General features: G+C 43.6%; 11 protein-coding genes and 1 pseudogene. 2 read left to right on the top strand and 10 right to left on the bottom strand.

The window, feature by feature from the left end; translation table 11 throughout:
• Nucleotides 1-65: 65 nt before the first annotated feature.
• A complete protein-coding gene (rpoB, locus tag NMM13_RS06895) occupies nucleotides 66-3,635 on the bottom strand; it encodes a DNA-directed RNA polymerase subunit beta (RefSeq protein ID WP_254728565.1) in 3,570 nt (1,189 codons plus the stop codon).
• Nucleotides 3,636-3,986: 351 nt separating this feature from the next.
• Nucleotides 3,987-6,443, bottom strand: a complete 2,457-nt coding sequence (pbp1b, locus tag NMM13_RS06890) for a penicillin-binding protein PBP1B (protein WP_254728567.1) — start codon at nucleotides 6,441-6,443, stop codon at nucleotides 3,987-3,989.
• A gap of 182 nt (nucleotides 6,444-6,625) precedes the next feature.
• Between pbp1b and tyrS the strand changes: the two genes are divergently transcribed.
• On the top strand, nucleotides 6,626-7,882 hold the full coding sequence (gene tyrS, locus NMM13_RS06885) for a tyrosine--tRNA ligase (protein WP_003004779.1): 1,257 nt from the start codon (nucleotides 6,626-6,628) through the stop codon (nucleotides 7,880-7,882).
• A gap of 61 nt (nucleotides 7,883-7,943) precedes the next feature.
• On the opposite strand, the gene NMM13_RS06880 is transcribed toward tyrS, so the two are convergent.
• The 5 genes and pseudogenes from NMM13_RS06880 to NMM13_RS06860 form a co-directional block, all read right to left on the bottom strand.
• Nucleotides 7,944-8,357 (bottom strand): DUF3021 domain-containing protein, encoded by a 414-nt coding sequence (locus NMM13_RS06880; protein ID WP_003004151.1) that lies wholly within the window; start codon nucleotides 8,355-8,357, stop codon nucleotides 7,944-7,946.
• Between the two features lie 9 nt (nucleotides 8,358-8,366).
• Nucleotides 8,367-8,822, bottom strand: a complete 456-nt coding sequence (locus NMM13_RS06875; RefSeq protein ID WP_214259666.1) for a LytTR family DNA-binding domain-containing protein — start codon at nucleotides 8,820-8,822, stop codon at nucleotides 8,367-8,369.
• Between the two features lie 18 nt (nucleotides 8,823-8,840).
• Complete coding sequence (locus NMM13_RS06870) at nucleotides 8,841-9,683, bottom strand: ABC transporter permease (protein ID WP_254728569.1); 843 nt, start codon at nucleotides 9,681-9,683, stop codon at nucleotides 8,841-8,843.
• Nucleotides 9,683-10,549 carry an ABC transporter ATP-binding protein gene (locus tag NMM13_RS06865; protein WP_214259668.1) on the bottom strand — a complete coding sequence of 289 codons (867 nt, stop codon included), beginning with the start codon at nucleotides 10,547-10,549 and terminating at the stop codon, nucleotides 9,683-9,685. Before NMM13_RS06865 ends, NMM13_RS06870 begins: the two co-directional genes overlap by 1 nt.
• A gap of 124 nt (nucleotides 10,550-10,673) precedes the next feature.
• A pseudogene (locus NMM13_RS06860) lies at nucleotides 10,674-10,760 on the bottom strand (winged helix-turn-helix transcriptional regulator); the annotation flags it as partial.
• A 58-nt stretch (nucleotides 10,761-10,818) separates the two neighbouring features.
• Between NMM13_RS06860 and NMM13_RS06855 the strand changes: the two are divergent.
• Entirely contained in the window at nucleotides 10,819-11,673 is an 855-nt protein-coding gene (locus NMM13_RS06855; protein WP_101770920.1) for a putative RNA methyltransferase, read from the top strand.
• Between the two features lie 40 nt (nucleotides 11,674-11,713).
• Here the strand turns inward: NMM13_RS06855 and NMM13_RS06850 are convergent, their stop codons facing one another.
• Genes NMM13_RS06850 through NMM13_RS06840 form a run of 3 tightly spaced genes read right to left on the bottom strand, consistent with a single transcriptional unit; the run spans nucleotide 11,714 to nucleotide 15,289 of the window.
• Nucleotides 11,714-13,018: a response regulator transcription factor gene (locus NMM13_RS06850; protein WP_254728571.1), complete on the bottom strand. Its 1,305-nt coding sequence runs from the start codon at nucleotides 13,016-13,018 to the stop codon at nucleotides 11,714-11,716.
• Nucleotides 13,019-13,028: 10 nt separating this feature from the next.
• Nucleotides 13,029-14,675 (bottom strand): sensor histidine kinase, encoded by a 1,647-nt coding sequence (locus NMM13_RS06845; protein ID WP_254728574.1) that lies wholly within the window; start codon nucleotides 14,673-14,675, stop codon nucleotides 13,029-13,031.
• A 2-nt stretch (nucleotides 14,676-14,677) separates the two neighbouring features.
• A complete protein-coding gene (locus NMM13_RS06840; RefSeq protein WP_254728595.1) occupies nucleotides 14,678-15,289 on the bottom strand; it encodes a YesL family protein in 612 nt (203 codons plus the stop codon).
• Nucleotides 15,290-15,442: the final 153 nt, after the last annotated feature.

Genomic DNA, 15,442 nt, shown 5'->3' with positions numbered 1-15,442 from the left:
GTATCTTGTTATCGAATCATCCTGCTAGAAGCATTGGTTGCTCACAGGACAATCATTTTTACTGATTATTTTTCTGATTCTTCGGCATCAAAGGCTGCTTTTGCTTCCTTTGCTGCTTTTTCACGTGCTTTTTCAAGGTCATCCACATGAATCACATCATCGTCTTCCCCTTCATCAAGGTCACGAAGTTCCACTTCTTGATCATCTTCGTCCAAGACACGCATGTCAAGACCAAGTGATTGCAATTCTTTGACAAGAACGCGGAAGGATTCTGGTACACCTGGTTTTGGAATTGGTTTACCTTTGGTAATCGCTTCATAGGCTTTCAAACGTCCGTTGACATCATCTGACTTGTAAGTCAAGATTTCTTGAAGGACATTTGATGCACCATAAGCCTCAAGGGCCCACACTTCCATTTCCCCGAAACGTTGTCCACCAAACTGAGCTTTCCCTCCGAGTGGTTGTTGGGTAACCATTGAGTATGGTCCGACTGAACGGGCATGGAGTTTATCATCAACCATGTGGTGAAGTTTGATCATGTACATGACACCGACAGAGACACGGTTGTCAAACGGCTCACCTGTACGTCCATCGTAAAGAATCGTCTTAGCATCGCTATCCATACCAGCTTCTTTCACAGTATCCCAGAGATCTTCTGAGCTTGCTCCATCAAAGACTGGTGTTGCGATGTGAATACCCAAGTTACGAGCTGCCATACCAAGGTGAAGTTCCATAACCTGACCGATATTCATACGTGATGGCACCCCAAGAGGGTTCAACATGATATCAACCGGTGTACCGTCTGGAAGGTAAGGCATATCTTCAACTGGAACAATACGAGACACAACCCCTTTGTTTCCGTGACGACCGGCCATCTTATCTCCGACGCGGATCTTACGTTTTTGTGCAATGTAAACACGAACCAACATGTTGACACCAGATTGTAATTCATCACCGTTTGCACGTGTAAAGATCTTAACATCGCGAACGACTCCATCTCCACCGTGAGGTACACGAAGAGAAGTATCACGCACTTCACGAGATTTATCTCCAAAGATCGCGTGAAGGAGACGTTCTTCAGCAGAAAGGTCTTTTTCACCCTTCGGTGTTACCTTACCGACAAGGATATCGCCTTCTTTTACTTCCGCACCAATACGGATAATACCTGTTTCATCCAAGTCACGAAGAGCATCTTCACCGACGTTTGGAATTTCACGGGTAATTTCTTCAGGGCCTAACTTGGTATCGCGTGTTTCTGATTCGAATTCTTCCAAGTGAACAGATGTGTAGACATCTTCTTTCACCAAGCGTTCGCTCATGATAACGGCATCCTCGAAGTTATACCCTTCCCAAGTCATGTAAGCGACGATTGGGTTTTGACCAAGGGCCATTTCCCCTTTTTCCATCGATGGACCGTCAGCGATAAAGTCACCTTTTTCAACGGTTTCACCAACTTTAACCAGAGTACGTTGGTTGTAGGCTGTACCGGAGTTTGAACGACGGAATTTTTGGATGTGATATACATCAAGAGATCCATCTTCCCGACGAACTTCTACCTTGTCCGCATCTGCATAGGTAACTTTACCATCATGTTGAGCAATGACTGCAGCTCCTGAGTCATGGGCTGCTTGGTATTCCATACCAGTACCCACATAAGGGGCTTTTGGATCAATCAATGGAACAGCTTGACGTTGCATGTTGGCACCCATGAGGGCACGGTTGGAGTCATCGTTTTCCAAGAAAGGAATACATGCTGTCGCAACGGCAACTACTTGTTTTGGAGACACGTCCATGTAGTCGACTTGATCAGATGGGAACTCTTGGTTGTTACCACGGTGACGTCCCATAACGATTGGCTCAGCAAAGCCACCCTTTTCGTTCAACTTAGAGTTGGCCTGAGCGACGATGTACTCATCTTCTTCATCGGCTGTCAACCAAACGATTTCGTTGGTCACTACACCTTTTTCACGGTCCACTTTCCGGTATGGCGTTTGGATGAAACCATATTTGTTCAAGTGTCCGTATGAAGACAAGTTGTTGATCAAACCGATGTTTGGTCCTTCAGGTGTTTCGATTGGACACATACGACCATAGTGGGTATAGTGCACGTCACGCACTTCATATCCGGCACGGTCACGTGTCAAACCACCAGGCCCTAAGGCAGACAAACGACGTTTGTGAGACAACTCAGAAAGTGGGTTATGTTGGTCCATGAACTGTGACAACTGTGAAGAACCAAAGAATTCTTTGATCGCTGCAGTTACTGGACGAATGTTAATAATTTGTTGTGGTGTCAAGATATCGTTATCTTGCACAGACATCCGTTCGCGAACGTTTCGTTCCATCCGTGAAAGTCCAAGACGCACTTGGTTGGCAAGCAATTCACCAACGGCACGAATCCGACGGTTTCCAAGGTGGTCGATATCATCTACACGGCCAATTCCTTCTGCAAGGTTCAAGAAATAGCTCATCTCTGCCAAGATATCTGCTGGAGTTACGATGCGTACTTTGTCAGATGGATTAGCATTTCCGATGATGGTGACAACACGGTCTGGATCTGTTGGAGCGACAACTTTGAATTTTTGCAATTCAACTGGTTCTGTCAAAACAGCAGCATCATTTGGAATGTAAGTGATTTTGTTCAAACCGTTATCCAATTGTCCTGAGATGCTGTCGATGACATCGCGCGTCATCACGGTACCAGCTTCTACAAGGATTTCTCCTGTTTCAGCATCCACCAACGGTTCTGCAATCGTTTGGTTCAACAAGCGGTTCTTGATATTGAGTTTCTTGTTGATCTTATAGCGACCAACTGGTGCCAAGTCATAACGACGTGGATCAAAGAAACGGGCCACCAACAAGCTACGTGAGCTTTCCGCTGTCTTTGGTTCACCTGGACGAAGACGCTCATAGATTTCTTTGAGGGCTTCATCTGTCCGTGAATCCATTGGATTTTTGTGGATATCTTTTTCGATGGTATTGCGAACCAATTCGCTATCCCCAAAGATATCGATGATTTCATCATCTCCTGAGAATCCAAGAGCACGCACAAGCGTTGTAAATGGAATTTTACGTGTGCGGTCGATGCGTGTGTAGGCGATGTCTTTTGAGTCAGTTTCAAGCTCTAACCAAGCTCCACGGTTAGGGATAACAGTAGATCCATAACCAATCTTACCATTCTTGTCCACCTTATCATTGAAGTAGACACCTGGTGAGCGGACCAACTGAGATACGATAATCCGTTCTCCACCATTGATGATGAAGGTTCCCATTTCAGTCATGATTGGGAAATCACCAAAGAAAACTTCTTGGGTCTTGATTTCACCTGTTTCTTTGTTGACCAAACGGAAGGTCACAAAGATTGGTGCTGAGTAGCTGGCATCGTGAATGCGCGCTTCTTCAAGCGAATACTTGGGTTCGCGGATTTCATAACCCACAAATTCCAATTCCATTGTATCCGTGAAGTTTGAGATTGGAAGCACATCTTCAAATACTTCCTTCAAGCCATGATCCAAGAAATCTTTGAATGAGTCTGTCTGGATTTCAATCAAGTTTGGTAAATCAAGAACCTCTTTGATTCTTGAAAAACTACGACGGGTCCGATGTTTCCCGTATTGAACGTCATGTCCTGCCAAAGTTTTTAGCTCCTTTTTCTATACTAGGATAGCTTGGTAACATCACTCCTACCACCTATCCGGTTTTAACTACAATTTTGTGATTTGCATCACGTGAAGAGCTGTCTCTTCACCTTATTCGTCGCTTTTTGTAATTTTTAGAAAAATTAAATTTGTGTAACAAACTAGGGTTTTCCTGAAAAATAGGCACAAAAAGAGCAGCTAAATCGACTTATTCAAGTAAGATTTAACTGCTGTAAGCTCTTATTTGGACAATATTTCAAATAAAGCACACGACAAATTAGTTATCACTATTATATCGTTTTTTGCTCCAAAAATCAAGGCTTTCTCTAGGTTTTCTACTGGATCAGACTAGCGTCGATTGCCGCGATTGGAACTATTTCGATTTGAACTATTGCTTGATGAACTATTGGTTGTCGAATTGTTCTTATTATTCGACTGATTGCCACTGGTATTGCCGAGAATTGCTGCCCAAGCACTTTGATAATCGCTATCCGATCCCCCGATGGCAAAGCGGTATTGAGTGGTTGGCGCTCCGTTTTTAGCCCAAAGACTGGTTACCGTTTGACCGCTCACATCGATATCCCGGCCATTGACATTGACGCGGCCCGGTCTTTCACCAGTCGATTTGAGCACTTCAGAACGGATCACACTCTTATCGAGAGTGAATTTATCCTGAATCCCAAAGAGACTTGGATCTGCTTGGTAGATCGCATTCGCCAACTGCGCCATGTATTGAGCATTGTTGTTGTATCCGGTCAAGGTTTGCATGGAAGCATTGTTGTCATGACCGATCCAACCTCCTAAAGAAACATTTGGGGTGGACAACATCAACCACATATCCCCGTTTGAGTTGGTGGTACCAGTTTTTCCAATCCAGTCAGCACCTGCCAGCGTTGGGTTGACTTGGCTAATCCGTGACTTAAAGGTCGTTGTGGCACCAGATGTGATGACCCCACGCAAGAGATCCTGCATAATCGTTGCTGTTGCTGGAGAGTAGACACGAACCGGATCTGCTTCGTGCTTGTAGACTACATCCCCATCTCGGTCGATGATTTGCTCCACCATGTAGCGTTTGAGGTAGTTCCCATTGTTAGCAATGGTTTGGAAACCGTTGGTATGTTGGGCAACAGTGACCTCAATTCCTCCCCCCATTGGTAGACTCTCAATGCCATATTCAGGGATATCATAGCCCATTTTCTTCATGTAGGATGGGACATCCACACCCTTTTCACGAAGGGTTCGGTAAGTCCAGTAAGCCGGAATATTCCACGAGGTATTGAGGGCCTCACGGAGATCCATCATGGCTGTTCCTCGGCTATCCACGTGCATGATCGGCTCCCCACTTGAGAAATTAGTTGGGTAGTTAGAAAGGATGCTATTACTTCCCATCAAGCCTTGGTCGATGGCAATCCCGTAGGCCAACAGTGGCTTGATAGTAGATCCTGGGGAACGTTCTGTATCAAAGGCATGGTTGTTTTGGTTACCATCAAAATTTCGACCACCGATAAATCCTAAAACAGCACCCGTTCGGTTGTCCATCAGGACATTCCCAACTTCTACCAGTCCCGTTCCATCATCCAAGACGCTTCCAAAATTCGCGACTGCAGCCTGCATCGCATTGTGAACCGGTTTGTTAATAGTGGTTTGGATAGTGTAACCACCTTCGCGCAACTCACTCTCAGCTAATTCTTGATAAGCCTTGACAGTTTCATTATTTTTCAGGTCTTGCTTGGTTACATTGTCTCGCTTGATCAAGTAATCATACATGGCCTCTTTTGCTTCTTCCATTGCTTGGAAGTAGAGGTAGTCATGCGGTGTTTTCTCGATGCCATCTGGAGCAATGAAGTCTTTGGTCAAGTCGTACTGAGCATAGGTTTCATAGTCTTTTTTCGATAAGGCTCCCGTCCGGTACATATTGAACAAGACATCTTTGGCACGCGCCAAACCTAACTCGAGGTTCTCCTTGCTCTTTAGGCTACCGTCTGCAGCATAAGGGGAGTAGACAATCGGACTCTGTGGCAAGCCCGCGATAAAGGCTGCTTGTGGAACAGACAAGTCTTTCGCAGAGACGCCAAAGATCCCTTGAGCCGCGGCTTCCACACCTGCAATATTTTGCCCCCGATTGTTTCGTCCAAAAGGCGAGACGTTTAAGTAGGTGGTTAGGATTTCGTTTTTATCCATTCCCCTCTCTAAAGCTAGGGCATCGACAATCTCTGTCGCCTTACGAGTAAAGGTGGGAGCATCTCCTACGACTTGCTGTTTGATCAACTGCTGGGTTAAGGTCGATCCCCCACTAGAGGAACCGACACCGGCTACAGATCCAAGCGTCGCCCGAAGAACAGCTTTGGGCACAACCCCCTTGTGGCTTTCAAAGTTCTCATCCTCAGTAGCGATCACAGCCTTTTTGACATTGTCGGAAATGGCATCTCCAGCTACCGGCGTGCGGATCAAATCACTGTCCACTTCTGCAATCAGGCTCTTATCGGAATAGGTCAGTTTTGAAACACTGCTGACATTGCGAACCTGCTGGACCAGTTCTTCTGTCTTTGGAACCTTGACATTGCTAAAGAGGCTTGCTGCATAACCAATCCCGATCCCTGCGCCAAATAAAAAGAGGCACACAAATAAGGCGATCATCACATCCCACAAGAGTTTGAGCGTCCTCAAAAAGGTCGCAAAAATATCGCCGACAGACCAGCTACTTTCTTCATTTTTTTCCTTATTCGGAGTTTCTGTATACATCTTTGCAAAGAATTTTTGGACTTTCTTCCAAAACTCTTGCAGCTTCTCTTTTAATTGATTCACTGATTCTTTCTCCTTGTTCCCTATATTATAGCAGATTAGCCCCTTTGTTTTCAATCACAAGAGCGTAGAAATCGTCACTCATTCTTCCTAGAGAAGCGCAAGAAAATGATGGAAAGCATTGCCATTTCCGTGGTTTATGGTAGAATAGAGAAATGAATAAACTTATAAAGGAGAAAAGACACATGCACATTTTTGATGAGCTAAAAGAGCGTGGTTTGGTATTTCAAACGACGGATGAAGAAGCCTTGCGCAAAGCACTGGAAGAAGGTCAGGTTTCTTATTATACTGGTTATGATCCAACTGCTGACAGCCTTCACCTTGGTCACTTGGTTGCCATCTTAACGAGCCGTCGCCTTCAACTAGCAGGCCACAAACCTTACGCGCTCGTTGGCGGTGCGACTGGTCTCATTGGAGATCCGTCCTTCAAAGATGCTGAGCGTAGTCTCCAAACAAAAGAAACTGTTCAAGAATGGGTTCGCTCCATTCAAGGGCAATTGTCTCGTTTCCTCGATTTTGAAAATGGTGACAACAAAGCCGAAATGGTCAACAACTACGATTGGTTCGGAAGCATTAGCTTTATTGACTTCCTTCGTGATGTCGGAAAATACTTTACGGTCAATGCTATGATGAGTAAAGAATCTGTTAAAAAACGGATTGAGACAGGAATTTCTTACACGGAGTTTGCCTACCAAATCATGCAAGGCTATGACTTCTACGTCCTCAACCAAGAACACAATGTCACCCTTCAAATCGGTGGATCTGACCAATGGGGAAACATGACAGCTGGTACTGAGTTGATGCGTCGTAAGGCAGATAAAACTGGTCATGTTATGACTGTGCCTTTGATCACAGATGCAACTGGTAAGAAATTCGGTAAATCAGAAGGCAATGCCGTCTGGCTCAATGCAGACAAAACATCTCCTTACGAAATGTACCAATTCTGGATGAATGTGATGGACGCCGACGCTGTGCGCTTCTTGAAGATCTTCACTTTCTTGTCACTCGATGAAATCGAAGAGATCCGCAAACAGTTTGAGGCTGCTCCTCATGAACGCTTGGCTCAAAAGATCTTGGCGCGTGAAGTGGTCACCCTCGTTCACGGTGAAGAAGCTTACAAGGAAGCTCTCAACATCACGGAACAACTCTTTGCAGGAAATATCAAAAACCTTTCTGTCAAAGAACTCAAACAAGGCCTTCGTGGTGTGCCAAACTACCAGGTCCAAGCAGAAGACAACCTCAACATTGTTGAGCTCTTGGTCACAGCTGGTGTAGTGAATTCTAAACGCCAAGCCCGCGAAGATGTTCAAAATGGAGCGATCTACGTCAATGGCGAACGCATCCAAGACCTTGACTATGTCTTGAGCGATAGCGATAAATTAGAAAATGAATTGACCGTTATCCGTCGCGGTAAGAAAAAATACTTTGTTTTGACTTATTAAGAAAGTAAAACCACGAAGTTTCGTATGAACTTCGTGGTTTTCTTATACACTTTTTCTGAGACTATTTCCCTTTTCTGCGATGCAACAAAGCTTGGTTGATTCGTTGAGTTTTTTTATGGAGTTGCCAAATCTGGTACAGCCAGATCAGGCCGTAAATGGCTAGAAAGATCAACCAAGGAATCGGGCTCCGCAAGGCTGTCCCCCAGCCAAAAAATAAGTAGGTCAATGCTAAGATGGCAGCTGTCACAACTAAATGCAAGGCCACACGCAAACTATAGGTCAAAAACTCTTCTTCCTCAAGAATGAACGTCAAGACCCCCATTGTCCCACTCATCAAAAAGATCGCCAAGATGTTGCGGACATTTACAGCGGGATAGACGATGTTGGGATAGACATGGGATAATAACACCAAACACAAATAAAAGAAGGATCCTGTCCTCATACCAGATACAAAATAAGCTATAACTCGTTTCATCACTTTCTCCTATACCCCTAAATAATCCATTAAGGATTTGACATATTTCCGACTGACACTTGATTTCACTCCGCGTGTCAGTTTAGCCATCATATTGCCTGAAAAACTATCCGATAGCGATTCTAAATGGTCGATATTCATCACCGCGTGGCGGGATATCTGTAAAAAATTACGACGATTAATCCGATGTTGAAAATTTGTCAAAGTATCTCTGACGGTGAACGTTTTGTCTGTCGTATAAATGGTTAGCTGACTCTTATCAATCTCGGCTAGAATAATGTCATCAATTTTCACCATGATCAAATGATCATCTGTTTTGATAGGGATCACTACTTGATTCACTGTCGAAAATTGTTCGAGATAGTCCATCACCTCTCGTGCTTGATCAGATAATTGCTTGGCTTGAACGACCACACAGGGGTCGTTTTCTGGGATATCCTGTTTTTCCTCAAAACGAATCTTCATTCCTACTCCAATTCTCACTTACTTTCTTTTATTCGATCTTTTTGCTAAGGGAACCCAAATCCCCAAAGCTAGAAGAATACCACCTAACACTATAAGGTATGTTTGTTCCTTTGTCAATAAAGCTTGCCATTTGAGCTGAACACCCATTTTTTCTTGAAACTCTCGAAGAAGATTATCTTGACCTTTAAAGGTCTCATTTAATGCTTCTTTCATGAGTACTTGTCGATAAAGTGCAGCAATATAAGTTGCTGGAGTACATTTCATTAGTAGTTGTGCAAAATCAGGTAGAACACCTAAAGGTACATAAGTCCCTACCAAAAAACCAGAAGCTGTACCCACTATGGTCGAAAACTTCCCAAGACTGTCTACGGAATGGAAAAAATAAACAAAAATGGCATTCACTAAACTAGAAAGCAGGCTACTAAGTAGCATGATGAGGAGTACCTCAGGTAATAGAGAAAGGGTTGGAACTTCTCTAAAATAGCCACACATCAGCACATACATAAGGGCCTGCATGAAAAAAGAGATGATGATTGCGCTCGTTAGATACGAAAATGGTAACCGCCACTTTCCTTGGTCCGATAAATAAAGATCCTGATCTACTTGACGTTCACGATCCTTTACTAGCTGAGTCAGGGCAGCCAGACTTGTCGTGATGCCTGTCACTGCCAGCGTCCCGCTCATTAACCAATTATTTAACACAGGACCTCTATTGGGGAGCTGAGCCCAAGCATCTGTTAGATTTTTTTGAAGAAAAATAATATAGAGAACAAAGGAAATCAAGGCTCCCAACAGGGAGAAGAAAACTCCTGAACGATTCCTGAAGTACAATAAAAAATTTCGCTTTAGTAAGGCTAGCATTAGCGAACCTCCCTTCCTGTAAGTGCAATAAAGGCATCATCCATGGTCCCTGGACGAAACTCAAAATGGGCTATTTTATCTCTAACTTGTGTCAGGTAATCAATGGCTTCCCTTTCACTCTCAGGTTGAAAAACATACTCCAATTGACTTTGTTGCTCTACTGACATTCCCGAAGATTTGAGACTTTCTATCTGCTGTCTCTCCTTGAAACGAATCTTCAAGATATTAGTAGCATACTGACTCTTAATATCTAGTGCCGATCCTTGAGCAATCACTTCCCCATGGTCTACAATATAAATCTGATCAGCTTCATCTGCCTCGTCAAGATAATGCGTGGTCAAAACAACAGTCATCCCCTCTTCTTTCTGCAATTGATAAAGCAAATCCCAAATAGACTTCCGGGTTTGGATATCCAAACCTGTCGTTGGTTCGTCTAAGAAAAGAATATCTGGTTGTGAGAGCAGGGCACGCGCAATGTCAACCCGACGCTTTTGGCCACCTGAAAGCGTCCCGTATTTCTGCTTTTGGAAAGCTGATAGACCTAGCCGATCAATGAGACTAGATACACGATTAGGTTTCAAACCTTTATACTGTCTGGCACGAATGGTCAGATTTTCTCTAACCGTCAGCATCTCATCTAAAACACTAGTCTGGAAGACCACACCAATTTTAGTACCGGGTTCATAGATGATTTCACCTTGCGTTGGTTGTTTCAAACCAATCAACATGGAAATTGTCGTTGATTTTCCCGCCCCATTTGGTCCTAGAATCGCATTAAACGTTCCCTTTTCAAACTGTAAGTGAATATTGTTTACGGCTAAATGATTTCCATATCGTTTACTGATGTTTTTAGCTTGTAATATCATGTTCTCTCTCCTTTTGATAGAACCAGTCTAGCAAAAAAGCCGTTTAAAAAACGGCTTTTGAGGATAAGTGGTCAAAATGAAGAGATGAGTGGCGAGATCGAAGAGATTAAAATGAGGAAAAAATTTATTGCAGCCATTCTTTTCCCCATTGATTCAAGTCCTTTAAAATCGGCATCAGTGAATTTCCTTTTTCTATCAGCTCATATTCTGTTTGGTACTCTATTAGAGCATCGGTTGCTATCTAGTGGCTCTTTTGTTACACTACTAATATGAATACACCGATTAAACCAAAATTACAACGATTTCAAACAGCCACTGCATTTGCCTGTCCCATCTGTCAATTGGACCTAGAACTTGTGGGGACCAGTTTTAAATGTCCCAAGGGCCATTCTTTTGATTTAGCGAAATTTGGCTATGTCAACCTGGCTCCCCAGATCAAACAATCGAAGGACTATGACAAAGAAAATTTCCAGAATCGCCAGCTAATCTTGGAAGCAGGTTTTTATGAGCCGATTCTAACAGCGATCGGACAAAAAATTCCGACCAGTGATGCCAGAATTCTAGATATCGGTTGTGGAGAAGGCTATTACTCCCGAAAGCTACAAGAAGCCTATCCCAAGGCTACTTTCTATGCCTTTGATCTTTCCAAGGAATCTGTGCAACTAGCTGCCAAGAGTGACGCTAGCTGGAAGGTCAATTGGTTTGTAGGAGACTTGGCTCATCTACCCATTCAATCCAAGAGTATGGAGGTCATTTTGGACATCTTCTCCCCGGCTAATTACGCTGAATTTGAGCGTGTCTTAAAGGCTGAAGGGGTCATCATTAAGGTCGTTCCAACCTCTTCTCATCTAAAAGAAATTCGTCAGTTGGCCCAAGATCAATTGACCAAGCAGTCCTACTCCAACCAGGAAATTTTGGAGCACTTTGAAGACCACTGCCAGATCCTCTCATCCGAAACGGTCAGCCTCACCAAGAGTTTAACTCCTGAAGAACGCCAGGCGCTCCTCGCCATGACCCCCCTTCTATTTCACGTTGACCAAGAAAAAATCGACTGGACCCAACTCACAGAAATCACCATTGAAGCTGAGCTGCTGGTTGGGAAAATCAAGATACAAAGGATGTAAAATGAAAAGTGAAAAGGCTGAGACAAATCGTCTCAGCCTTTTACTCATCTTCTTCATGATCTGTCATGACTTGTAAGCGATAGGTTTTAGGCGATTTTCCACAGAGTTTACGGAAAACCTTGTAGAAATAGCCCACATTACTGTAACCGACTTTATAGCAGATATCTTCAATGCTGTCATTGGTCGATAAGAGGAGCTGCTGGGCAGCCTTAATCCGCTGTTTGTTGAGGAGTTCCGCGAACGTTGCATTGGTTTCTCGTTTAATCAATTGGCCTAAATAGACTGGATTGATAAAGAGAGCCTGACTGATGTCCTTGAGTGACAGCTCTTTTTGGTAATCACGGCTAATCACTTGGAGGACACTCGCTACATTTTCGTTCATCCGATAGTGGGATAAGAAACGGGACAACTCTTCCTGGATGAAGCTAATCATCTCGCTAAAGGTAGCAGCTTCTTGGACTTTCTTGACCACATCGGCCAAATCATCTCCTTGCAGGTATTCAAACAAATGAAAGACATCCATCAAAAATTGGATAAAGAGCTGCTTGGTCAGCGAAACCTTAGGTGTCTTCTCAAGGATCATTTTTTCCAACCAGTCCAGTTCTTCTAAGATCTGTTGGATATTTCCTTGCATGATCACCCGGTAGGCCGGCTCGTAGTAGTTAAAGACTTCCTCATCTTGATTGAGAGGGGTCGCTCCATAAAAGAGACTCCGCTCCACTAGGTCCTTAAATTGATGGAAGTGCTCCTTATAAGGTGGCTCAAAGGCCTTCTCAATCATGGCTTCTTCTTCTTGCTCTGAGATAAAGAGTTGAAGATTTTGCCCGAGAACTTGGTAAGACGAGCTGATAAAGCCTTTTTTCTCCTTAGCAACCCCAATCCACAGTGAGTTTCGTCCTGCGATATACCGACAAAACTCTTCCTCAGAGATATCATCGTGAATCAAGCGGTTGGCCAACTCTTGGCTTGGTTGCTGGATTTGGTGCTGAATTTTTTCTAAGATATTGCCCATCTCCACCTTATTGACAGGTTTGAGCAGGTAGTCTGCCACGCGCAAATTGAGGGCTGTTTTGACATATTCAAAATCCTGATAGCCTGACATAATGATAAAAGCAGCATCTGGCATCAAATCCTTCATCTCAGCAATCATCTGAAGTCCGGTCTTTCCAGGCATATTGACATCCGTGATCACCACATCCACCGGATGTTCTCGCACATAATCAAGGGCCTGGTCTGCATCTTCAGCAGTTGCGACCACTTCCATATTCCAGTGGTCAAAGGGGATTAATTTTTTTAACCCTTCTGTAATCATATACTCATCGTCTACTAATAAGACTTTGTACATTCTGTCTCCTTTATTCATCTTGAATGGTTATCGTATAGGTCACTCCATGGTGAGGTTGGGAGAAGACTTGGATATGGTAGCGATCTCCAAAATAGAGTAGCATGCGTTCATGAACATTGATAATTCCGATGGACTGCCGCCCACTCTTTTCTTCGATTTCTGAGCGTGGATTGCGATTGGCTAGTATCTCTTGAATGCTTTCTAGCTGTTCTTCTTCCATCCCGCGCCCATTATCAGTAACTAGAATCATGACTTGCCCTTCTCCTTGCAAGACTTTGACACTAATCACATTGTCCTTGCGTTTGTGATCCACTCCATGTGCAAAATAGTTCTCGACCAAAGGCTGGATGGTGAATTTTGGAATCTTCATTTTTTCCAAACCTGGATCGATCTTAAAGCCATAGGCGATCGATTTGGGATAACGTACCATGCAGAGGTAGCTGTATTTGCGACAAAATTCGAGCTCATTTTCAACCGTCGTCACTCGCTCATCTGAGATATTATTGCGCAAGAGACTACTAAACTCATAGATAATATCACCCAATTCATCCTGCTCTTGCATGACGGCATACATCCGGATAAATTCCAGTGTATTGTACATGAAATGGGGATTGATCTGGGCTTGTAGTGCCCGCATATTGGCATCCTTTTGGCTGAGCTGTAGCTGATAGATATCCCGAATATTCTTATCCATATTGTCCAACATGGTATTGATCATATTACCAATAACCAGCAGTTCTTGGTCCTTGGTCGAGGTATCAATCCGTCGTTCACTATCGCCTTGACTGATTAGATTCATGGTATCGACCAGATCAAGGACTTGGCGACGGTAATTTTTGAAAATTTGTCGCATTAATAAGTAAAGGATCAAGAAAATCAAGAAAGCAATGGAGAGAAAAGTGGTCAGGTTGGCTAGACCTTTCTTGACCAAATAACTTTCTGAAACAGCTACATCCACCTTGTAGCCATAGATCGTGCTACGAGTTTGCCATTTAATATCCTTTGATTGTCCTTTATCTCCTTCATGGTACATCTCTTTCCCAAAGGGAGTGAAGACTCGCACAGCGACCGGAAGATCGCCTCTGGCATTGTCAATCGCTGCCGTCAAAATGTCCTGGTCCAAAGTCATATAAGCAATCCCAACTCCAGCACCCGTAGTCGGGTCTGTCAAAGGAACTGGAATAGCTGTCGCAGGAGCCTTGTAATGGTCCGCCGATACTTGCTTGCCTCCCTTTGATTGCCGGGTAGAGACAAATACTGTCTTGTAATCCGACAAGGTGACATCGATGCTCTCGATGTTTTTATTGCTCAAATAGAGACTGTCAATATTCTTATGTAGAGACAATTGGATATAAGAAGGGAACTGGGCATTCAATCGCCAAGTCTCATACTCCGATGGTGACAAGGTAAAATAGCGATAAACCCCTTCTAACTTAGCAGGGTTTTCAACGAGACTACGCCCTTCTTGTGTGACCCGCTGATAAGAGGTCTCGAGATCCGTCACGACTTCTGTCAAGACCCGTTGGGCGATCCGATCGGCTTCAGCTTGCTGGTTTTTCCAAGAGATCCCCGCTACGACGAGACCCATAATGGTCAAAATGACCACCATGACATAGGCGTAGAATTTTAAAAGCGTACTTAACCAGATTTTTTTCATCGTTAGGATACCAATTTTTCGTGGATATTTTGATAAACAGGGTCAAAGATATCATTGACAAAGAAATGCCAGACACCGATCAAGACGAAAAAGAGAAGGGCTGGCATATAGTAGCTAATGACGCCAAGTAGCGCTGTTCCAAGGATGAGCTTGAGAACCGGACGAATGTCCAGCAACATTCCGATCAAACTGAGCTTGATACTGTTGGCATAAGAGAGAGCAAAATGCACTTGCAATTTCAAATAAACGGCGTAAGCTAGAGGCGCAACCAAGAGGAAAACTAGATTAAACAGGAGAACCAAAATTTGGAAGAAATTTAAGTGAGGAATCTGGATCATGAGGTACATGCCATAGAGGAGGATTCCTTCAATGGCAAAGAAGGTGTAAAAGACTTGATTAGCCGGAACCAGATTTTCTTTGAAGAGTTCCCAAGCGCGTGACCAATGATAGTCCTTGTAGGTCATGCCATTTTCCGCATAGAGGCTCATGATAGTGGCACTAGCCGGTCCTACTCCTAGCAGAACACCCCCACAGATCGTCAAGACCCAAAAAATCCCTGTTACCAGCATGGCAACATAGACTCTCGTAAAAATGAACTCGATGATTTTTCCCATCATTCAGCCTCTTTCCCAATTAGTTATTCTATTATATCATAAAAATAAAACGCTTTCCTCATATTTGCATTAGTGAATTGAAATATTGATTTTCATTTCCAAGATTCATTTTCATAAAGGATTAAAAAGGCTCTGGAGATTCCTCCAAAGCCT

Origin of the sequence: Streptococcus sp. CF8_St5-11, assembly GCF_024295625.1 — a bacterium.
Lineage (GTDB): Bacteria > Bacillota > Bacilli > Lactobacillales > Streptococcaceae > Streptococcus.
Note: the sequence above shows the minus strand (reverse complement) of the source record. Positions and strands in the feature narration are given on the sequence as shown.